The 19,937-nt window shown below is 73.3% G+C and carries 19 protein-coding genes; 12 read left to right on the top strand and 7 right to left on the bottom strand.

Annotation, left to right across the window (positions count from 1 at the left end):
- Window positions 1–178 precede the first annotated feature (178 nt).
- From fabG to ACIHCM_RS25165, 10 genes are all read left to right on the top strand, one after another.
- The gene (fabG, locus tag ACIHCM_RS25210) at window positions 179–964 is read left to right on the top strand and encodes a 3-oxoacyl-ACP reductase FabG (protein ID WP_399899857.1); all 786 of its coding nucleotides are present in this window, start codon (window positions 179–181) and stop codon (window positions 962–964) included.
- Between the two features lie 37 nt (window positions 965–1,001).
- On the top strand, window positions 1,002–1,946 hold the full coding sequence (locus ACIHCM_RS25205) for an aromatase/cyclase (protein WP_399899854.1): 945 nt from the start codon (window positions 1,002–1,004) through the stop codon (window positions 1,944–1,946).
- Window positions 1,947–1,948: 2 nt separating this feature from the next.
- Window positions 1,949–4,240: an SDR family oxidoreductase gene (locus ACIHCM_RS25200; protein WP_399899851.1), complete on the top strand. Its 2,292-nt coding sequence runs from the start codon at window positions 1,949–1,951 to the stop codon at window positions 4,238–4,240.
- Window positions 4,241–4,244: 4 nt separating this feature from the next.
- Window positions 4,245–5,663 (top strand): MFS transporter, encoded by a 1,419-nt coding sequence (locus ACIHCM_RS25195; protein WP_399899848.1) that lies wholly within the window; start codon window positions 4,245–4,247, stop codon window positions 5,661–5,663.
- A 62-nt stretch (window positions 5,664–5,725) separates the two neighbouring features.
- A complete protein-coding gene (locus ACIHCM_RS25190) occupies window positions 5,726–6,175 on the top strand; it encodes an acyl carrier protein (protein ID WP_399899845.1) in 450 nt (149 codons plus the stop codon).
- On the top strand, window positions 6,172–6,981 hold the full coding sequence (locus ACIHCM_RS25185; RefSeq protein ID WP_399899842.1) for a 4'-phosphopantetheinyl transferase family protein: 810 nt from the start codon (window positions 6,172–6,174) through the stop codon (window positions 6,979–6,981). The genes ACIHCM_RS25190 and ACIHCM_RS25185 overlap by 4 nt, the downstream gene beginning before the upstream one ends.
- Window positions 6,982–6,990: 9 nt before the next feature.
- Window positions 6,991–8,622, top strand: a complete 1,632-nt coding sequence (locus ACIHCM_RS25180) for an acyl-CoA carboxylase subunit beta (RefSeq protein ID WP_399899839.1) — start codon at window positions 6,991–6,993, stop codon at window positions 8,620–8,622.
- A complete protein-coding gene (locus ACIHCM_RS25175) occupies window positions 8,619–8,849 on the top strand; it encodes an acyl-CoA carboxylase subunit epsilon (RefSeq protein WP_399899837.1) in 231 nt (76 codons plus the stop codon). Before ACIHCM_RS25180 ends, ACIHCM_RS25175 begins: the two co-directional genes overlap by 4 nt.
- Window positions 8,850–8,918: 69 nt before the next feature.
- Window positions 8,919–9,845, top strand: a complete 927-nt coding sequence (locus ACIHCM_RS25170) for a nuclear transport factor 2 family protein (RefSeq protein WP_399899834.1) — start codon at window positions 8,919–8,921, stop codon at window positions 9,843–9,845.
- 156 nt (window positions 9,846–10,001) lie between these two features.
- The gene (locus ACIHCM_RS25165; RefSeq protein ID WP_399899831.1) at window positions 10,002–10,952 is read left to right on the top strand and encodes an NAD-dependent epimerase/dehydratase family protein; all 951 of its coding nucleotides are present in this window, start codon (window positions 10,002–10,004) and stop codon (window positions 10,950–10,952) included.
- An 18-nt stretch (window positions 10,953–10,970) separates the two neighbouring features.
- Here ACIHCM_RS25165 and ACIHCM_RS25160 read toward each other — a convergent pair whose 3' ends face one another.
- The 5 genes from ACIHCM_RS25160 to ACIHCM_RS25140 all read right to left on the bottom strand — a co-directional run bounded on the left by ACIHCM_RS25160 (window position 10,971) and on the right by ACIHCM_RS25140 (window position 15,348).
- The gene (locus tag ACIHCM_RS25160; RefSeq protein WP_399899827.1) at window positions 10,971–12,134 is read right to left on the bottom strand and encodes a serine hydrolase domain-containing protein; all 1,164 of its coding nucleotides are present in this window, start codon (window positions 12,132–12,134) and stop codon (window positions 10,971–10,973) included.
- Between the two features lie 79 nt (window positions 12,135–12,213).
- On the bottom strand, window positions 12,214–12,660 hold the full coding sequence (locus tag ACIHCM_RS25155; protein ID WP_399899824.1) for an organic hydroperoxide resistance protein: 447 nt from the start codon (window positions 12,658–12,660) through the stop codon (window positions 12,214–12,216).
- Between the two features lie 120 nt (window positions 12,661–12,780).
- On the bottom strand, window positions 12,781–13,542 hold the full coding sequence (locus ACIHCM_RS25150) for an energy-coupling factor ABC transporter ATP-binding protein (protein ID WP_399899822.1): 762 nt from the start codon (window positions 13,540–13,542) through the stop codon (window positions 12,781–12,783).
- Window positions 13,530–14,291 carry a cobalt ECF transporter T component CbiQ gene (gene cbiQ, locus ACIHCM_RS25145; protein WP_399899819.1) on the bottom strand — a complete coding sequence of 254 codons (762 nt, stop codon included), beginning with the start codon at window positions 14,289–14,291 and terminating at the stop codon, window positions 13,530–13,532. Before cbiQ ends, ACIHCM_RS25150 begins: the two co-directional genes overlap by 13 nt.
- 1 nt (window position 14,292) lies before the next feature.
- Window positions 14,293–15,348 carry an energy-coupling factor ABC transporter permease gene (locus ACIHCM_RS25140; protein ID WP_399899816.1) on the bottom strand — a complete coding sequence of 352 codons (1,056 nt, stop codon included), beginning with the start codon at window positions 15,346–15,348 and terminating at the stop codon, window positions 14,293–14,295.
- A gap of 166 nt (window positions 15,349–15,514) precedes the next feature.
- On the opposite strand from ACIHCM_RS25140, the gene ACIHCM_RS25135 reads away from it, so the two are divergent.
- The gene (locus ACIHCM_RS25135) at window positions 15,515–15,874 is read left to right on the top strand and encodes an SsgA family sporulation/cell division regulator (protein ID WP_399899813.1); all 360 of its coding nucleotides are present in this window, start codon (window positions 15,515–15,517) and stop codon (window positions 15,872–15,874) included.
- A 10-nt stretch (window positions 15,875–15,884) separates the two neighbouring features.
- Here the strand turns inward: ACIHCM_RS25135 and ACIHCM_RS25130 are convergent, their stop codons facing one another.
- Both ACIHCM_RS25130 and ACIHCM_RS25125 read right to left on the bottom strand, forming a co-directional pair.
- Window positions 15,885–17,561: a penicillin-binding transpeptidase domain-containing protein gene (locus ACIHCM_RS25130; RefSeq protein ID WP_399899810.1), complete on the bottom strand. Its 1,677-nt coding sequence runs from the start codon at window positions 17,559–17,561 to the stop codon at window positions 15,885–15,887.
- 136 nt (window positions 17,562–17,697) lie between these two features.
- A complete protein-coding gene (locus ACIHCM_RS25125; protein ID WP_399899807.1) occupies window positions 17,698–19,329 on the bottom strand; it encodes a penicillin-binding transpeptidase domain-containing protein in 1,632 nt (543 codons plus the stop codon).
- Window positions 19,330–19,554: 225 nt separating this feature from the next.
- Between ACIHCM_RS25125 and ACIHCM_RS25120 the strand changes: the two genes are divergently transcribed.
- Window positions 19,555–19,926, top strand: a complete 372-nt coding sequence (locus ACIHCM_RS25120) for a hypothetical protein (protein ID WP_399899805.1) — start codon at window positions 19,555–19,557, stop codon at window positions 19,924–19,926.
- Window positions 19,927–19,937 lie beyond the last annotated feature (11 nt).

Here is a 19,937-nt window from a genome sequence, read left to right as displayed (position 1 = left end):
GTGGTCCCCCTCCACCCCCCCCCCGGGGGTGGGGCGGCCCCCGGCCCCACCCCCCCGCCCCCCCCCCGCCCCCCCCCCCCGCGGGGGGGCGGGGGCCCCCCCCGGGGGGGCCCCCCCCCCCACGCCCCACCCCGCCCGAACACCCGCCCGACCACCCGCCCACAAGGGAGCAGCAGTCATGTCCGACAAGCACGAGCGGGTCGCCCTCGTCTCCGGCGCCACCAGCGGAATCGGCCTCGCGGTCGCGCGGCTGCTGGCCCAGCAGGGCCACCGCGTCTTCCTCGGCTCCCGCGACGCCGGCAACGTCGCCGGGACCGTCAAGGAGCTGACCGCCGAGGGCCTCGACGTCGACGGTGCCACCCTCGATGTGCGCTCGGCACTGTCCATCGAGAACTTCGTGCAGGCCGCCGTCGACCGCTTCGGCACCGTCGACGTCCTGGTCAACAACGCGGGCCGGTCCGGCGGCGGCGTCACCGCCGACATCGACGACGAGCTCTGGTACGACGTCGTCGAGACCAACCTCAACAGCGTCTTCCGGCTCACCCGCGCGGTCCTCACCACGGGCGGCATGCGCGACAAGAGCCGCGGCCGGATCATCAACATCGCCTCCACGGCCGGCAAGCAGGGCGTGGTCCTCGGCGCCCCCTACTCCGCCTCCAAGCACGGCGTCGTCGGCTTCACCAAGGCCCTCGGCAACGAGCTCGCCCCCACCGGCATCACCGTCAACGCGGTCTGCCCGGGCTACGTCGAGACGCCCATGGCGCAGCGGGTGCGCGCCGGTTACGCGGCGGCGTACGACACCAGCGAGGACGCCATCATGGAGAAGTTCACGGCGAAGATCCCGCTCGGCCGCTACTCCACCCCGGAGGAGGTCGCCGGGCTGGTCGGCTACCTCGCGTCCGACACCGCCGCCTCCATCACGGCCCAGGCCCTGAACGTCTGCGGCGGCCTCGGCAACTTCTGACCCGCCCGCCACCCGTACCCTTCCGAGGAGTTCACGCATGTCCGCATCCGAGCTGCGGGAAGTCGAGCACGAGATCACGATCGCGGCGCCGGCCGCCGACGTCTACCGGCTGATCGCCGACGTGGCGAACTGGCCGCGGATCTTCCCCCCGACCATCTACGTCGACCACCTGGAGCGCTCCGGCGACGAGGAGCTGATCCGGATCTGGGCGACCGCGAACGGCGAGCCCAAGAACTGGACCTCGCGCCGCGTGCTGGACCCCGGGGCCCTGCGGATCACCTTCCGCCAGCAGGTCTCCACCCCGCCGGTCGCCTCCATGGGCGGCACCTGGATCATCGAGCCGCAGGGCGAGGGCACCTCGCGCGTGCGGCTGCTGCACGACTACACGGCCGTCGACGACGACCCGGCGAGCCTTACGTGGATCGACGAGGCCGTGGACCGCAACTCCCGCTCGGAACTGGCGGCCCTGAAGACCAACGTCGAACTGGCCGCCGCCTCCGCGGAGCTGACGTTCTCCTTCGAGGACACGGTCGAGGTCGACGGCTCCGCCAAGGACGTCTACGACTTCGTCAACGAGGCCGGCCTGTGGTCCGAGCGGCTGCCGCACGTGGCGACCGTCCGGCTCACCGAGGACTCCCCGGGGCTGCAGACCCTGGAGATGGACACCCGCGCCAAGGACGGCTCCACGCACACCACCCGCTCCTACCGGGTGTGCCTCGAGGGCCGGAAGATCGCCTACAAGCAGACCACGCTGCCGGCGCTGATGAACCTGCACACCGGCTACTGGACGTTCACCGACCACGGCACCGGCAGCACCGCGTCCTCGCAGCACACCGTCGTGCTGCGTCCGGAGAACATCGAGAGGATCCTCGGCCCCGGGGCGGGCGTCGCCGAGGCCCGGGAGTACGTGCGCTCGGCGCTGAGCACCAACAGCAGGGCCACCCTGGGCCACGCCAAGGCGTACGCCGAAGCGAGGCGCTGACCGTGTCCGGCGCCGACGCGGTCGATACGGACGTCATCGTGGTCGGCGCCGGACCGGTCGGGCTGATGCTCGCCGGGGAACTGCGGCTCGGCGGCGCCGAGGTGACCGTACTGGAACGCCTCGACGCGGCCACCACGCAGTCGCGGGCCTCCACGCTGCACGCGCGGACCATGGAGATCCTGAAGCAGCGCGGACTGCTCGACGGGCCGGACGGGTTCGGCGACCCGCTGCCGCCGCACGAGCCGCGCGGCCACTTCGGCGGGCTGCCGCTGGACCTCACGCTGCCCGGTCCCTACCCGGGCCAGTGGAAGGTGCCGCAGGTGCGCACCGAGGAACTCCTCGGCACCCGCGCCGCCCGCCTCGGCGCCCGCGTCCTGCGCGGCCACGAGGTCGTCGAACTGGACCAGGACCAGGGGCGGGTGACGGTGACGGCCCGGCACGCCGGGCGGCGGGTGACCTTCACCGCGCGGTACGTCGCCGGCTGCGACGGCGAGCAGTCGGCGGTACGGCGGCTCGCGGGCGTCGGCTTCCCCGGCAGCGACGCCGAACGGGAGCTGATCCGCGCCGACGTCGCCGGCATCGAGATCCCGGGCCGGCGGTTCCAGCGGCTGCCGAAGGGGCTCGCCATCGCCGCCCGGCGCGGCGACGGCGTGACACGCGTGATGGTCCACCGGTTCGGCTCCCCGCCGCGGTCCGGCGAGGCACGCTTCGCCGACATCGTCGCCGCCTGGCGCGAGGTCACCGGCGAGGACATCGCCCACGGCACCCCGCTGTGGGTCAACTCCTTCGGCGACGCGTCCCGGCAGGCCGTGCGCTACCGCTCCGGCCGGGTGCTGCTCGCCGGCGACGCCGCCCACCTGCAGATGCCGATCGGCGGCCAGGCACTCAACCTCGGCCTCCAGGACGCCGTCAACCTCGGCTGGAAACTGGCGGCGACCGTACGCGGGCGCGCCCCCGAGGGGCTGCTCGACACCTACCACGACGAACGGCACGCCGTCGGCCGCCGGGTCCTGTCCCACATCCGGGCCCAGGCGCGACTGCTGCTGGGCGGGCCGGAGGTCGAGGCGCTGCGCTCGGTGGTCGGCGAACTGACGTCGTACGAGCGGGTGCGGGCGCATCTGGCGGGCACGGTCAGCGGCCTGGACGTGCGGTACGGCACCGGAAGCGGGCCCGTCGGGACGCGGCTGCCCGACGCGCAACTCACCGGCGCCACCGGGCCCCGCTCCACCCTCGACCTGCTCCGCGAGGCACGCGGCGTGCTGCTCGTACTCGCCGGGGTGGCGGAGCCGTTCGCGAAGGTGGCGCGGCCGTGGTCCGCGGCCGTCGACATCGTGGGCGCTCGTCCCGCGCCCGGCGGCGCACTGCCCGACGTGGCCGCCCTCCTCGTACGGCCCGACGGGCACATCGCCTGGGCCGGCGACACCCCGGACGGCCTGGAAGCGGCGCTCGCTCGCTGGTTCACGCCCGGAGCGCGCACCGCGCCCCACCACCCCACCCACCCCCACCGACACCACGACGTCAGGAGAAGGAAGATGGGCAACCTGAGCGGCAGGACGGCGCTCGTCACGGGCGCCAGCCGAGGCATGGGCCGGGCCACCGCCGAGCGGCTCGCCCGCGACGGCGCGCTGGTCGCCGTGCACTACGGCACCAACGAGGACGCGGCCGCCGAGGTCGTCGCCGGCATCGAGCGGGACGGCGGCCGGGCGTTCGCCGTACGCGCCGAACTCGGCGCCCCCGGCGACGTGCACGAGCTGTTCCTCGCCCTGGAGGAGGGCCTGAAGGAGCGCACCGGCTCCACCGAGCTGAACATCCTGGTCAACAACGCCGGTGTGATGGGCGGGGTCAAGCCCGAGGACACCACGCCGGACATGTTCGACCGGATCTTCGCCGTCAACGCCAGGGCGCCGTTCTTCCTCGTCCAGCGGGCCCTGACGAACATGCCCGACGGCGGGCGGATCGTGAACATCTCCTCGGGTCTGACCCGGTTCGCCAACCCCGACGAGATCGCCTACGCGATGAGCAAGGGCGCCGTCGAGCAGCTCGCCCTGCACTACGCCAAGGCCCTCGGCCCGCGCGGCATCACGGTCAACAGCGTCGCCCCCGGCATCACCCGCAACGGCAACCCGCTGTTCGACATCCCCGAGGCCGTCGAGGCGATGTCGGCCCTGTCCACCTTCAACCGGGTCGGCGAACCGCAGGACGTCGCCGACGTCATCGCCTTCCTCGTCTCCGACGATGCCCGGTGGGTCACCGGCTCCTTCGTCGACGCGAGCGGCGGCACCCTCCTGGGGTGACGCCGTGACCAGGACGTACCCCGCGGCTGAGCCCGGCACCGGGAACGCGCGGTGGAGCCCCCGGCTGTGGGGGCTCCTGCTCGTGCTCGCCGGGAACATGCTCATCGACGCGCTCGAGGTGTCCGTCGCGGTCGTGGCGCTGCCCTCGATCGGCACGGACCTCGGGCTGCCCCTGACCGGCGTGCACTGGGCCATGACCGGCTTCGCCGTCGGCTTCGGGGGCCTGCTGCTGTTCGGCGCCCGGGTGGTGAGCCTGCTGGGCCGCCGCCGGGTCTACCTGGCGGCGCTGCTCGCCTTCGCCGCCGCCTCCGCCCTCAGCGCGCTCGCCCAGGAACCGGCGCTGCTCGTCGCCACCCGTCTGGTCAAGGGCTTCTGCGCGGCGCTGACCGCCCCCACCGGCCTCGCCATCATCGCCACCGCCTTCCCGCAGGGCCCGCCCCGCGACCGGGCGGTGTCCGTCTACGCCCTGTTCGGCGCCGGCGGTTTCACCGCCGGCCTGCTGCTGTCCGGCTGGCTCACGGAGATCAGCTGGCGGCTGTCCTTCGCGTTCCCGGCCCCGGTCGTGCTGATCCTCTTCGCCCTCGGCCTCAAGCTGATCCCCGACGAGGAGCGGACCCCGGCGGGCGCCACCCCACGCCGCTACGACCTCACCGGCGCCGTCACCTTCACCGCGGCGCTCCTCGCCCTCGTGTACGGCATCGGCGCCGTGCCCGCGCACGGCTGGACCGGCGCCGGGGCCGCGGTGCCGCTCACCGCCGCCGCGCTGCTGTTCGTGGCCTTCGCGGTCGTCGAACGCACCACGCCCGACCCCCTGGTGAAACCGCTGCGCGACGCCGCGCTGATCCGCTCGGCGCTCGGCGCGGCCTGCCTCAACGGCTCCTATCTGGGGCTGCTGTTCGTGCTGACGTACCAGATGCAGACCGTCGCCGGCTGGTCGCCGTCGACGGCCGCGCTGGCCCTGGTCCCGGCCGCCGCCCCGCCCGCGCTCACCGCGCTCGCCTCCGGGCGCCTGGTCGCCCGTTTCGGCGCACCCCGGCTGATCGTGACCGGGGCCGCCTGCGCGTTCGCCGGGTACCTGCTCCAGCTCGGGCCCGCAGGGCCGCTGAACTACCCCGCACGGACGCTGCCGACGCTGCTGCTGGCCGGCGCCGCCTTCGTGCTGTCCTTCGCCGCGCTGAACATGCAGGCGACCTCGGGTCTCGGCCCCGCCGGCCGGGCCGCGGCCAGCGGCCAGTACCAGACGGCCGTCCAGCTGGCCGCCGCGCTCGCGGTCGCGGCCGTCGCCGCGCTGCTCGCCTCCTCCGCGGCCCCCGGCGCCACCGCGGCCGAGGCCGTCGGGGCCTGCCGTCCCGCGCTGATCCTCGTGGCCGCGCTCGGCGGACTGGGCACCCTCGTCGGCCTCACCGGCCTCGGGCGCCGCTGAGCCGTTCCGGCCCGGCCCGCCCGCCCTTCCCTCCAGCCACCCACTCCCGACGGGGCACGCCCATGGACCAGACGACGAAGACCTGGGTCTTCGACGACCTCGACGATCTCGACGACCTGGACTACGAGTTCGAGCAGGACACCGTCGTCGACGTCGACCCCCCGGACCCGGCCCACCTGGCCGCCTGCGGCGAGAGCGAGCGGGTCCGGCTCATCGACGCGTACGTACGTGCCGAACTCGCCCGGGTGCTGCGGGTGCCGCCGCACACCATCGACACCGAAGGGCGGCCGATGAACAGCCTCGGCATCGGCTCGATCAACGGCCTCGAACTCCAGCGCCGGATGGAGGCGGCCCTCCACCTCGACGTCAACCTCAACATGCTGCTGCGCGCCAACAGCGCCGCCGAACTCATCGAGTGCCTGTCCGGGCAGCTCGGCCCCGGGGACAGCCCGCACAAACGCGGCGGGCAGGGCGTCCACCTGGTCTCGCACGACGGGCCGGGCACGACGTGATCCCGGAGCTGGTGGTCCGCCAGGGACCCGAGACCGCGAGGCCGCGACTGCCGGCCCCGGGGCAGCTCGACGTGTGGCTGGTGCGCCGGCCCAAGCTGGAGACTGCGGCCGAGCTGCTGGACCTGTCCGAGCTGGACGACGCGGAACGCCGGCGCACCGCCTCCTTCGTACGTCCCACGGACGGCATCACGTACGCCTCCGCGCACGTCGCGCTGCGCCGGCTGCTCGGCGCCTACCTGGGGCTGGCGCCGCGCGAGGTGCCGTTCGTCCGGGAGCCCTGCCCGGGCTGCGGCAAACCGCACGGACGGCCCGCCGTCGCCCACCCCGACCCGCCGCTGCACTTCTCCCTGGCGCACAGCCACGGCGTGGCCGTCGTCGCCGTCGCCGCCACCGTGCTCGGCGCCGACGTGGAGCGGCTGCCGAGGGACGAGACCGTCGAGGTGTGCTCCCCGGCGCTGCACCCGGGGGAGCAGGAGGAGCTGGCGCGCCTGCCCGTCGAGGAGCGGCGTGTGCTCTTCGGGCGGATGTGGACCCGCAAGGAGGCCTACCTCAAGGCGCTGGGCACCGGCCTGTCCCGCGACCCGGGCCAGGACTACCTGGGGGCCGACCGGCGCCGCCGCCCGGCCGGCTGGACGCTGCTGGACCTGCCGTCCGGGCCCCGCCACAACGCCGCCGTCGCCCTGCTGGGCGGGCCACCGGACCGGGTCACCGTGCGCTGGGTGCCACCCTTCGCGCTGCACGCCGGCGGGACGGTGGACCTGGACGCCGGCGGCATGACCACGCACGAACCTGACTGGGGAGCGTGAGATCCACCCATGACGACCGATCAGAGATCCGATCACCTCGGGGCCCCGGCCGCCGACCGGCCCAGCCTGCACGACCGTGAGCACCGCGGTCAGTGGAGCGCCGCGGAGCGGCTGGAGGAACTGAGCCTGATCAAGCAGGCCGCCCGGCACGGCGATCCGCTGGCCACCGAACGGCAGCACGCCAAGGGCAAGCTCACCGCCCATGAACGCATCGAACTCCTGCTTGACGAGGGGTCGTTCACCGAGGTCGAGATGTTGCGCCGGCACCGGGCCAGCGGCTTCGGCCTGGAGAAGAAACGTCCCTACACCGACGGTGTGATCACCGGCTGGGGCACGGTCCACGGCCGTACGGTCTTCGTCTACGCGCACGACTTCCGGATCTTCGGCGGAGCCCTCGGCGAGGCCCACGCCCAGAAGATCCACAAGATCATGGACATGGCCATGGCGGCAGGCGCGCCGCTGGTGTCGCTCAACGACGGCGCGGGCGCCCGGATCCAGGAGGGCGTCAGCGCGCTGGCCGGCTACGGCGGCATCTTCCAGCGCAACACCCGCGCCTCCGGCGTCATCCCGCAGATCAGCGTGATGCTCGGCCCCTGTGCGGGCGGCGCCGCCTACAGCCCCGCCCTGACCGACTTCGTCTTCATGGTCCGCGACATCGCCCAGATGTTCATCACCGGGCCCGACGTGGTCAAGGCGGTCACCGGCGAGGAGATCTCCCAGAACGACCTCGGCGGCGCCGACGTGCACGCCACCACCTCCGGCGTCGCCCACTTCGCCTACGACGACGTCCGCGCCTGCATGGAGGACGTGCGCCACCTGCTCTCCCTGCTGCCGGCCAACAACCGTGACCTGCCGCCCAGGATGCCGAGCGCCGACCCCGCCGACCGGCGCACCGACCGGCTGCTGGACATCGTGCCCGGCGACCCGAGCCAGGTGTACGACATCCGGGCGGTCATCGAGGAGATCGTCGACGACGGCGACCACTTCGAGGTCCACCCCGGCTGGGCGACCAACGTGGTGTGCGCGCTGGCCCGGCTGGACGGCGAGGTCGTCGGAGTCGTCGCCAACCAGCCCGCCTCCTACGCCGGGGTGCTCGACATCGACGCCAGCGAGAAGGCGGCGCGGTTCGTGCAGTTCTGCGACGCCTTCAACATCCCCATCGTCACGCTGATCGACGTGCCGGGCTTCCTGCCGGGCGTCGACCAGGAGCACAACGGCATCATCCGGCGCGGCGCCAAGCTGCTCTACGCCTACTGCAACGCCACCGTGCCGCGCATCTCGCTGGTGCTGCGCAAGGCGTACGGCGGCGCGTACATCGTCATGGACTCCCGGTCCATCGGCACCGACCTGGCACTGGCCTGGCCGTCCAACGAGATCGCGGTGATGGGCGCGGAGGGCGCGGCGAACGTCATCTTCCGCCGGGAGATCGCCGGCTCGGACGACCCGGAGACGACCCGCGCCCAGAAGATCAAGGAGTACCAGGCGGAGCTGATGCACCCCTACTACGCCGCCGAACGCGGCCTCATCGACGATGTGATCGACCCCCGGGACACCCGCGGGGCCCTCGTCCGCGCCCTGTCGATGCTGCGCAGCAAGCAGGCCGACCTGCCGTGCCGCAAGCACGGCAACCCGCCGCAGTGAGCACGCGGGACGCGCTGGTCATCAAGGTCGTCACAGGCACCGCGACACCGGCCGAACTCGCGGCCCTGACCAGCGTGCTGCTCTCCCGTGCCGCCGCGCTCGCGGCCGCCGGCCCCGGCCTGCAGGAGCAGGCCCCCACCCGCACGGCGGCCTGGCGCCGCCCGGAACGCGTCCCGGCGCACCGCGACCCACGGGGGTGGCGGGTGTCGGGCAGCCGGGCGGCGTAGGGGCTGCGCCCCAGGTGCCGTCGATCGCCCCCTCGTCGCGGGGCGCTGCCGAAACGGAGCTTGTTCCCCATGACCTCCCCGCACCACGAACAGACCGACACCGTCACCCTCCCGCGGACCGAACTCGACGCCCTGCGGCGGCGGTTGCGCGAACTGGCCGACCGGGCCGAGATCACCGGGCTCGTCGACCGGTACATCACGCTGCTCGACGCCCAGGACGCCCACGGGTACGACGAGAGCTGGCCCCGCACGGTCTTCACGGACGACTGCCGGCTGGAGTTCCCGGTCGGCGCGGTGCGCGGCCGGGACACCGCCGCCGCCTTCCACTTCGACCGCAAGTCACGCTTCGCCCGCACCCACCATCTGGCCTCGAACTACGGCATCGCGCTGGACGGCGACACCGCCCGCGTCCGGGTCCACATCCTCGCCTCCCACGTCCACCACGACGACGGTCCCGACCCCGGCGGCCGCTTCGACATCGGCGGCTACAGCGAGGGCGAGACCGTCCGCACCCCGGACGGCTGGCGGATCAGCCGCTGGCGTTTCCACCTGGTGTGGTCCGACGGAGCCGGACCGCGTCCGGGTCCCGCACCCACCGCCCTGCGCAGCTCCCAGCCCCGTCCGCGCACCGCTCCCACACCCCGGAAGGACGACACCGTGTCACCGACTCCCGTCCCGGCCCCGGACCTCGGCTCCTGGCGCACCGCCACCGGCGAGGAACGGCTGCGGGCCGTCGAGGCGTTCGTCTGCCGCACCCTGGAGACGTACCTCGACGTCCCGCCCGCGCACCGCATCCACCGCGACCGCCCGCTCTACGCCCAGGGCATCGACTCCCTCACCGCCCTGGCCTTCCAGCGCAAGCTGGAGCACGCCCTGCGGATCCCGGTGCCCACCCACCACCTCCTGCGCGAGCAGTCGGTCAGCGAACTCGCCGCCACCCTCGACGACCTGCTCACCCACGCCGGGCGCGGACAAGCGGCGACGGCGTCCGTGTAGGGCGCACCCGCACGCGGGCGTGCCGCCACCGACGGGCGGCGGCACCCGCCACGCTCAAGTCCCCTTGCCCACCGGGCCGTCGGTGTAGAAAAGTGACGCGACGCGACACACGTGATGACACGTCCAGCTCACCGACCCCCCGGCGGAAGGCCGCACTTGAGCCCCGAACGCATTCTGGTGACCGGCGGCACCGGTTTCATCGGCTCCCACGTCGTACCTCTGCTCCGGGCCGCCTCCGCCGCCCCGCACGGCCCCGCCCTCCGTCTGCTCACCCACCGCCGCCCCGGTCCCGGCACCACCGGCGCCGGACTGGAGACCGTGCACGGCGACCTCGCCGACCCGGCCTCGCTGCACGGCGTGTGCGACGGCGTCGGCACCGTCCTGCATCTCGCCGCCCGCATCGGAGGCACCCCCGAGGAGTGCCGGACCGTCAACGAGGAGGGCACCCGCGCCCTGCTCGCCGAGGCGGCCAGGGCGGGCGTGCGCCGGATCGTGCAGCTCGGCACCGCCGCCGTCTACGGCGACGGCCCGCACCGCGGCGAGCCCGAGGGCCGGATCGCCGAGGCGCCGCTCTCCCCGACCAGCCGGACCCGCCTCGCCGGCGAACGGCTGGTGCTGGCCGCCGGGGGCACCGTCGTACGCCCGTACCTCGTCTACGGCGAGGGCGACACCTGGGTCGTGCCCGGCATCGTCCAGCTGCTGCGCCGCCTGCCGCACTGGGTGGACGGCGCCGGCTCCCGGCTCTCCCTGATCTCGGCCCCCGTCCTGGCGCGTGCCCTGGCCGAGCTGGCCCTCGCGCCCCAGGCGCCGGCCGCCGGTGTGCTGCACGCGGCGCACCCCGAGCCCGTGACCCTGCGCGAACTCGTCACGACCGTCTGCGGAGCCCTCGACCTGCCCCTGCCGTCCGGCGAGCTCGCTCTCGACGAGGCACTGCGCCGGCTCGACGCCCACGGCCCGGGCGCCCGGCGTCCCCTGGCGCTGGTCGCCGTCGACCGCTGGTACGACAGCGGCGCCCTGTGGTCACAGCTGACCACCGGCCCCGGAGCCCCGTTCGCCGTGGCGTTCAAGGAGTGCGCCCCTTGGTACCGCCGCGCCCTGACGGCCTAGCCCCGAAGCAGCAGCCGCTCAGCCGCCCAGCACACCCCGCAGCGCCCGCACCAGTGCCTGGGCCCGGGGGTCCGCCGTGACGCTCTTGCGGAAACCGTTGGTGACATAGCCGAAGGCGATCCCCGACCCGGGGTCCGCGAAGCCGAGCGCGCCGCCGCGACCGGGGTGGCCGAAGGCGGTGCCGGACAGCAGCGGGGACGCGCTGCCGTGCAGCATGTAGCCGAGCCCGAAGCGCGTGCCGACCACGAGCACCCGGTCCGGCCCCGCCGACTGTTCCCCGCGCGCCAGCTCCAGCGTCCCGGGCGTGAACAGCCGTGTCCCGCCGTCCACCTCACCGATCAGCGAGGCGTAGAAGCGGGCGAGCCCGTCGGCCGTGGCGATGCCGTTGGAGGCGGCAAGGGCGGCGGACCGGTACACGGGGTCGTTCTCGTCCGGCACCGGCGATATCGCCCCGAAGGCGCGGCGGGTGAGGGAGTCCGGGTCGGCGTAGGCGTCGGACACCGCCCGCTTGGGCCGCGTCCGCAGCCCGTTCGCCGTGTCCGGGCCCTCGACCTTGCCGACCCGCCCCACGCGCGCCGCCTCCCTGTCCGGCAGCCCGAGCCACAGTTCCGCCCCGACCGGCCCGGCGATCTCCTCGGCGATCCACTCCCCGACGGAACGCCCGCTGACCCGCCGTACCACTTCGGCGACCAGCCAGCTGTACGTCTGCGCGTGATACCCGTGGGCGCTCCCCGGCTCCCACGCCGGTTCCTGCGCGGCCACCGCGGCGGCGCCGAGGTCCGGGTCGGCGGCCTGGGCCACGGTCAGCGGCCGGTCGAGCACGGGCACGCCGGCCCGGTGCGCGAGCAGATGCCGTACGAGGGTCCGCTCCTTGCCCGCCGCCTTGTACTCCGGCCACACCTCACCGACCGGCGCGTCCAGGTCCAGCTCACCCCGCTGGTGCAGCAGCAGGAGTACGGCGGCGGCGACGCCCTTGGTCGCCGAGCGCACGATCTGCGCGGTGCCGTGCTCCCAGGGCGCGGTGCCGTCGACGTCCTTCGTGCCGCCCCACAGGTCGACGACCTTGTGCCCGTCCCGGTAGACGGTCACGGCGGCCCCGCGGTCGCCGAGCGCCTCGAAGTTCCTGGCGAACGCCTCCCTGACCGGCTCGAAGCCCTCGGCCACTGTGCCGTTCACGTCCACGTCCGTACTCCGTTCCCTTCACACACCTGCGACGGTGGGTGCAACGCACACGGAGAGCCCGCGATTCCTCCGCCCGCCCCTAGCCCAGCAGGATCGTGACCTCGATGTTGCCGCGGGTGGCGTTGGAGTACGGGCACACCTCGTGGGCCTCGTCCACCAGCTTCGCCGCGACGTCCGCGTCCAGGACCGGCAGCGAGACGCTCAGGGCGACGGCGAGACCGTAGCCGCGCCGGCTGTTGGGGCCGATGCCGACCTTGGCGGCGACCGTGGAACCGGCCAGGTCGTAGCCGGACCGGTTGCCGACCAGGATCAGCGCGTTGTGGAAGCAGGTGCTGTAGCCGGCCGCGAACAGCTGCTCCGGGTTGGTGCCGTTGCCGTCGCCGCCCAGCTCCGGCGGCATCGCCACCTTCAGCTCGATCTGCCCGTCCTGGCTGGTGACATAGCCTTCGCGGCCGCCGTGCGAGGTGGCCTCGGCGACGTACATGATCTTCCGCGGGCGGGTGTCGGCGGCGGTGCCGTCGGTCAAGGGTGGCCTCCCCAGGCAGGAAACGTGAACGCGGCAACTACTTCGTGCACAAGGTACTGGCCGGTGGGGCGGCCTTGTTACCAGGGGGTAGCGGCCCGGGGTGACCCGAGCGGCCGCGCCTCACCCGCGTGTCGTCACCGCGCGCGGGTCGAAGCCGAAGGGCAGCTCCAGACGGTGGGCGCGCATCAGGGCGTCGTCGCCGAGGAGGTCGCCGGTCGGCCCGTCCGCCGCGATCACGCCCTCACTGAGGATCAGCGCGCGCGGGCAGAGTTCCATGGCGTACGGCAGGTCGTGGGTGACCATCAGCACGGTCACGTCCAGCGCGCGCAGAATGTCCGCGAGTTCCCGCCGCGAGGCGGGGTCGAGGTTGGACGACGGCTCGTCCAGGACCAGGATCTCCGGCTCCATGGCGAGCACGGTCGCCACGGCCACCCGGCGCCGCTGCCCGAACGACAGGTGATGCGGCGGACGGTCCTGGAACCCGGCCATCCCGACCTGCTCCAGCGCCCGCTCCACCCGGGCCCGCAGCTCCTCCCCCTTCAGCCCGGCAGCCGCCGGCCCGAAGGCCACGTCCTCGCGGACGGTCGGCATGAAGAGCTGGTCGTCGGGGTCCTGGAAGACGATCCCGACCTTGCGCCGGATCTCGGCCATGTGCGTGCGGTCCACGGGCAGCCCGGCGACCCGCACCGAGCCCGCGCCCCCGCCGAGGATGCCGTTGAGGTGGAGCACCAGGGTGGTCTTCCCGGCGCCGTTCGGCCCGAGCAGCGCGACCCGCTCGCCACGGCCGACGCGGAAGTCCACGCCGAAGAGGGCCTGATGGCCGTCGGGGTAGGCGAAGGCGAGGCCGGAGACCTCCAGGGAAGCTTCAGTCACAGCACCCATCCCAGCAGACAGACGACGAGGGCGGCACACGGCAGGGCGAGGGCGTACGACCACTGCGCCCGGGACGCGGTCACCTCGTCGATCACCGGCATCACACCGGTGTACCCCCGGCTCACCATCGCCAGATGGACCCGCTCGCCGCGCTCGTAGCACCGGATGAACAGCGCTCCGGCCGACTTGGCGAGCACCCCCCAGTGCCGCAGACCGCGCGCCTCGAAGCCGCGCGACTCCCGGGCGATCCGCATCCGCCGCATCTCGTCGGTGATGACATCGGCGTACCGGATCATGAAGGACGCGATCTGCACCAGCAGGGGCGGGAGCTTCAGCCGTTCCAGGCCGAGCAGCAGCTCGCGCAGCTCGGTGGTGGCGGCGAGCAGCACGGACGCGGCGACGCCCAGGGTGCCCTTGGCGAGCACGTTCCAGGCCCCCCACAGCCCGCTGACGCTCAGCGACATGCCCAGCACCTCGACCCGCTCGCCCTCCGCCACGAACGGCAGCAGCACGGCGAACGCGACGAACGGCACCTCGATCAGCAGCCGCTTCACCAGGAAGAGCGGGGGGACGCGCGCGATCCCGGCCACCACCGCCAGCAGCACGGCGTACGCCCCGAAGGCCCACAGCGCCTCGCGCGGGGTGGACACCACGACCACCACGAAGGCGAACGTGGCGGCGAGCTTGGTGTGCGGCGGCAGGGCGTGCACGGGTGACGAGGTGCGCCGGTAGAGCTTGTGGGCGTGCCCCGCACCCATGTCAGACGCTCGTGCTCGTGGGCGAGACGTCGTCCCCCTCGCCCGTACGGCGCCGGCGCACCGCCCAGAAGACCGCGCTGCCCGCGACGACGGTCACGCCGACGCCGATCACACCGGCGAGGCCGCCGGAGAGCCGGGCGTTGTCGACGTCCTTGACGCCGTAGTCGGCGAGCGGGGAGTCGGCGTTGTGGTGTTCCTCGGCGGACTCGGCGAAGCCCTTGTCCTCGGCGACCTTCTCCAGCCCGTCCGGGCTGGCCGAGGCGTAGAAGCTGACGATGCCGGCCAGGACCAGGGAGGCGGCGAGTCCCCCGCCCCACAGCGTGCGGTGCGAGGTCCGGGCGGCGGGCGCGGGGGTCTCGGGGGCGGGGGCGTCGACGAGTTCGCCGCCGACCCGCAGCTTCAGCGGCCGGCGCAGGTCCCGGGCGCCGTACACGAGGTCCGGCCGCACCGCGAGGACGGCGCCGACGGTCAGCGCGGTGATCACGGCCTCGCCGACACCGATCAGGACGTGCACGCCGACCATCGCGGTGGCGACCTTGCCGATGGAGACGTCGGTGGTCCCGCCGATCGCGTAGAACGCGGTGAAGGCCAGGGCGGCGGCCGGCACCGAGATCAGGGCGGCGACGAAGGAGGCGGCGGTGATCGACCGCCGGGTGCCGGGCAGCACCTTCACCAGGGCGCGGAAGACGAGGTAGGCGACGCCGACGCCGACCACCGACATGTCGGTGATGTTCACGCCGAGCGCCGTCAGGCCGCCGTCGGCGAACAGGATGCCCTGCATGAGCAGGACGACGGATATGCACAGGGCCCCGGTGAAGGGGCCGACGAGTATCGCGGCGAGTGCGCCGCCGAGCAGATGGCCGCTGGTCCCGGCCGCGACCGGGAAGTTCAGCATCTGCACCGCGAAGATGAACGCCGCCACCAGACCGGCCAGCGGCGCGGTCCGCTCGTCCAGTTCACGGCGGGCACCGCGCAGGCTCACGGCGATGGCGCCGGCGGCGACGACTCCGGCCACGGCGGACGTGGGCGCGTTGATGAATCCGTCAGGTACATGCACGCTTCGATGATGTGGCTTGATGCGAACGACTTGCAAGAGCGAGGCTCTCCCGTTGTGAAGCTGAGATAAGCCGCTCCGCCAGGCGTAATCCCGGAAATATGGGACATTGGAGGGGTAGCGGATTCATAGTTTCCGCTCAGGTGACGCACGGTGAAAGGGCCGTCCGATGTCCGTAGTGGAGCAGTACGCACGCGCTCATATCGTCACGGACGCGGATGTCCAGCTGCTGGACGAACGGGGGGCGATTCCGGTCGTGCTGCGCTACGACCCCGACCGCGACCCCCGCGCCGTGCGCATAGGCCTGCCCGGCCCGCACGAGTGGACCTTCGCACGCGAACTCCTCGAACAGGGCCTGCGCGCCCCGGCCGGCTCCGGCGACGTCCGGGTGTGGCCGTGCGGGCGGGTGCAGGCCGTCATCGAGTTCCACTCCCCGCAGGGCACCGCGGTCGTCCAGTTCGACACGAAGGCGCTGATCCGCTTCCTGCGGCGCACCTACATGGCCGCCGCGACCCCCGTCGGAAGCTGACCGCGCGCCGTCAGCCGCCCTGCTTCAGCAGCGCCGCCACGATCGGCCCCGCCGTCTCCCCGCCGTGCCCGGCCGCCTGGACCACACCGGCGGCCGCCAGATCGCCCCGGTACGCGGTGAACCAGCCGTTGGGCTTCTTCTGCCCGTCGACCTCCGCGGACCCGGTCTTGGCGCCGACGTCCCCGGTGACCCCCGCCATCGCCTCCGCCGCCGTACCGTACGCCGCCGTGTAGGCCATCAGCCCGCGCAGCTTCGCCAGTGTGTCCGCGGACATCGTGCGCGAGGCCGTGGCCAGGGTGCGGTCGTCCACGGACGGGGCGACCAGGTACGGCTGGTGGAAGACGCCCGCCTTGACCGTCGCCGACACCGACGCCATGTTCAGCGGGTTCATCCGCACCCCGCCCTGGCCGATGAGCGACGCCGCCATCGAGGCGGCCGACTGCACCGGCACGGCACCGTCGAAGGTGGGCACACCGATCGCCCAGTTGTTCAGCGACAGCCCGAACACCTGCTGGGCCTGCTCGGTCAGGTCGCCGTCGTCCAGCTCGGGCGCCTGGCTGATGAACGCCGTGTTGCAGGACCGGGCGAAGCTCGTCTTGAAGGTGCCGCCCTTGATCTCGAACTTGTCGTCGTTCTGGAACTTCCACCCGCCGTACGTGAAGTACTTGGGGCACGGGTGCGCCTTGTCCGGCGAGGCCAGCCCCTTCTCGATGAGCAGCGACGAGGTGATGACCTTCATCGTCGAACCGGGCGCCAGCGATCCCTGGAACGCGGTGTTGAAGCCCGGGTTGGAGTTCGCCACCGCCAGGATCTCGCCCGTCGAGGGCCGCAGGACGACCACGGAGGCACGGGAGCGTGCGCCGACCTGCTGCTCCGCCGCCGCCTGCAGGGTGGCGCTGAGCGTCGTCCGCACCTCGCCCGGCGTGCCCTCGCTCAGCTCCAGGACGGTCTTGTCGGACAGCTTCTGCTTCTCGGAGGCCTTGCCGCGGACCACCCGGAGTTCCACGCCGGCCTTGCCGCCCGCCGTCTTGCCGTACTTCTCGCGCAGCCCGTCCAGGACCGGCCCCAGCGACGCGTACTGCTCGGTGGTCAGCTCCTCGCCGTCCCGGTCCAGCGCCGTGACCGGCGGCGTGCCCGCCTCGCCGGTGACCAGCCGGTCGCCCTCGCGCAGGTCGGGGTGGAGGACCGAGGGCTGCCAGCTCACCAGCGGCTCGCCGTCCGCGGCCCGGCGGACGACCTTCAGCGAACTGCGGTACGTCAGCGGCTTGCTGACGTCCCGGTACGCCACCGTGCCCTTCACCGTGAACGGCACGGTGTCACCGGTGCGCGCACCCGGAGTGAGCGTGAGGTCCTTGATGTGGGCGTCCTTGGCGTACGCGGCCAGCAGCGCCGTCGCCGCCGCGGCGTCGTCGGTGGCGGCCGCCGCGCCGGTCACCTCGCCCCGCTGCCAGGCCGTGAGGAACGCCTGGGCCGCGGTGCCGACCTCCTTCGCCGACAGCGGGCCGGTCTTCACCGACTTCTCCCGCCCGGCGGCGGCCGTCGTGGACGCGCTGTTGTCGGCCGCGGCGCCGGTGCCGAACAGTGCGTAGGCACCGATCCCGGCGCCGCCCACGACCACGGCGATCACGCCGCCGATGACGGCGGGCCTCGTCTTCCGTCGCTCGGCGACGCGCCTTCTCTTGCCCACTGCTTCCCGATCCTCCGCGCAGTCCCCGGGCCCCGCCCCTTGCGGGCGGCGCGGCCCTTACGGCCGTACCGGCCTCGTGGTCGTCACAGTCCCCAACGACGGCACCACCCTAGAGTCCCCGCCTGTGCGGGTGACGTCAGCCACCCGCACGCAGGACGGCCGCCACGATCGGGCCCGCCGCCTCGCCGCCCCGCCCGCCCTGCTGGGCCATGGCCGCCGCGGCGACGTCGTCGCGGTAGCCCGTGAACCAGCTGTCCGCCTTGGTGTTGCCGTCCACCTCCGCCGAGCCGGTCTTCGCGCCGATGCTGCCGGACAGACCCGACATCACGGAGGCGGCGGTGCCGCTGGTGGCGGTGCGGTTCATCATGGCGCGCAGCTGCTCGACGGTGCTCCCGGACAGACCCTGCGCCTTGGCCAGTTCCCGTCCGTCCAGGCTCTGCGGCACGATCACCGGCTGCCGGAAGGTGCCCGTCGTCGCGGTCGCCGTGACCGACGCCATGTTCAGCGGGCTCATCTGCACCTGGCCCTGGCCGATCAGGCCGGCGGCGGTGTCCGGGCCGCCGGCGGCGGGCACCGACCCGTCGAAGGAGGGGACGCCGACCTTCCAGTCGTCGCGGCCGATCCCGAACCTGTCCTGTGCCTCCCGGGTCAGCGAGTCCACCTTCACCTCGTCCGCGAACTTGACGAAGGCGGTGTTGCAGGAGCGCGCGAAGCTCTCGGAGAGCGTGGCGTTGTCGTTGGGGGTCATGCCGGTGAGGTTGTGGAAGGTCTGGCTCTCCGAGACGGCCGAGTCCGGGCAGGGTGCCGGGCCGTTCATGCTGGTGAGCCCGGCGTCGATGAGCGTCGCCGCGCTGAGGATCTTCATCGTGGAGCCGGGCGCCACCTGGCCGAGGAACGCCGCGTTGAAGCCGTCCGCGCGGTTGTTGGCCACCGCCAGGATCTCGCCGGTGCTCGGCTTGACGGCGACGACCGAGGACTCGTCGTACTGGGCGACCGCCCGCTCGGCGGCGGCCTGCGCGGTCGCGCTCAGCGTCGTCCGCAGCTTGCCGGGCCTGCCCTCGGCGAGGGTGAGCAGCGTGGTGTCGGCGGCCCCGGCCACGGTGTGCCGGACGGCGAGTTCGACGCCGGGGGTGCCGCCGGCCTGCTCACCGTAGCGGGCGCGCAGTTCGTCCAGGATCGGGCCCAGGGAGGGGTACTTCGCCTTCGGCAGCACCGTGCCGTCGCGGTCCACCGCCTCGACCTGAGGGGTCGCCGACTCCCCGGTGACAAGGATGTCACCGTCCTTGAGGCGGGGGTGCACCACGGACGGCTCCCAGTCGACCAGCGCCCGCCCGGTGCTCTTCCCCCGCACCACGGTGAGGGTGCTGCGGTACGCCAGCGGCTTGGACTTTCCGTCGTACGACACCGTCGCCCGGACCGAGAACGGCACGGTCCGCCCCTGCGCCCTGCCCGGCGTGATCTCGACGTCGGTGAGGTGCGCGTCCTGCCCGAAGGACGTCAGCACGGGCTCGGCCTCTTCGGCGAAGTTCGTGTACGACGCCGCCTTCACGCCCTGTCCCCGCTCCCAGGCGGCGAAGAACTGACGGGCCGTCTCCCGCACCTCGGCGTCGGTCGGCGGTCCGGAACGCAGCGGCTCGTTCTCCCCCGCGGCCGCTGTTCCGCCGTCACCGTTCACCGCGGACACGAAGTTGAAGGCGCCGTATCCGGCCCCTCCCACCATCACCGCGAACACACTGCCGACGACGGCAGCCTTGACCCCCTTGCGCATGGCGCGACCCCTCCCCGTTCACAGATCTCCGCACTCTAAGCGGGAGTCATGGTGCAGGGGGCACGGGTTTCTCAGATTGTTAGGCGTGGGCTACCCGCGTTCGATTGGACACGCAAGTGGCGGGGGAGTACCAAGGAAGCGAAGGCCCGTGCACCTTTTCTCTCGCCCTCCCTCCGGCCGCGAAGCCGGGCCTTTCCGCGCGTTCGTGCCCGCAAGGAGGCTGGCATGCGTACAAAAAGGATCATGGTCGCGCTCGTGGCGCCCCTCGCCTTCGCGACCGCGTTCGCCCTCCCGGCGGCCGCGGCTCCGCAGGCCGCCGCGCAGGGAACGGCGGCCGTGGCGGCCCCAGGGTCCACCGCCACCCTGGCACCCACCTCGCCCAAGGACTTCCGGCGCGGCTACCAGGACGGATCCCACCGGGGCTGGAGCGACGGGTCCAGGGACGGCCGCAACTGCGACTACCGCGACAACTACCGCCCGTGGACCGACCGGGGCAACCGTGACTACCGCGACGGCTACCGCAAGGGCTACCGCGGCGCCTACGAGTCCGCCTTCGACCGCACCGCCAGGCGCTGCGACTACCAGCGGCACTTCTAGGAGCCGCCCGC

The organism is Streptomyces sp. NPDC052023, from assembly GCF_044548465.1.
Taxonomy (GTDB): Bacteria; Actinomycetota; Actinomycetes; order Streptomycetales; family Streptomycetaceae; genus Streptomyces.
Note: the sequence above shows the minus strand (reverse complement) of the source record. Positions and strands in the feature narration are given on the sequence as shown.

Excerpts from the sequence above, each read along its gene's own strand:
- ACIHCM_RS25190 (WP_399899845.1), top strand. The coding sequence starts at position 5,726 with ATGGACCAGACGACGAAGACCTGGGTCTTCGACGACCTCGACGATCTC.
- ACIHCM_RS25150 (WP_399899822.1), bottom strand. The coding sequence starts at position 13,542 with ATGGGTGCTGTGACTGAAGCTTCCCTGGAGGTCTCCGGCCTCGCCTTC.
- fabG (WP_399899857.1), top strand. The coding sequence starts at position 179 with ATGTCCGACAAGCACGAGCGGGTCGCCCTCGTCTCCGGCGCCACCAGC.
- ACIHCM_RS25205 (WP_399899854.1), top strand. The coding sequence starts at position 1,002 with ATGTCCGCATCCGAGCTGCGGGAAGTCGAGCACGAGATCACGATCGCG.
- ACIHCM_RS25125 (WP_399899807.1), bottom strand. The coding sequence starts at position 19,329 with ATGCGCAAGGGGGTCAAGGCTGCCGTCGTCGGCAGTGTGTTCGCGGTG.
- cbiQ (WP_399899819.1), bottom strand. The coding sequence starts at position 14,291 with ATGGGTGCGGGGCACGCCCACAAGCTCTACCGGCGCACCTCGTCACCC.
- ACIHCM_RS25120 (WP_399899805.1), top strand. The coding sequence starts at position 19,555 with ATGCGTACAAAAAGGATCATGGTCGCGCTCGTGGCGCCCCTCGCCTTC.
- ACIHCM_RS25180 (WP_399899839.1), top strand. The coding sequence starts at position 6,991 with ATGACGACCGATCAGAGATCCGATCACCTCGGGGCCCCGGCCGCCGAC.
- ACIHCM_RS25170 (WP_399899834.1), top strand. The coding sequence starts at position 8,919 with ATGACCTCCCCGCACCACGAACAGACCGACACCGTCACCCTCCCGCGG.
- ACIHCM_RS25135 (WP_399899813.1), top strand. The coding sequence starts at position 15,515 with ATGTCCGTAGTGGAGCAGTACGCACGCGCTCATATCGTCACGGACGCG.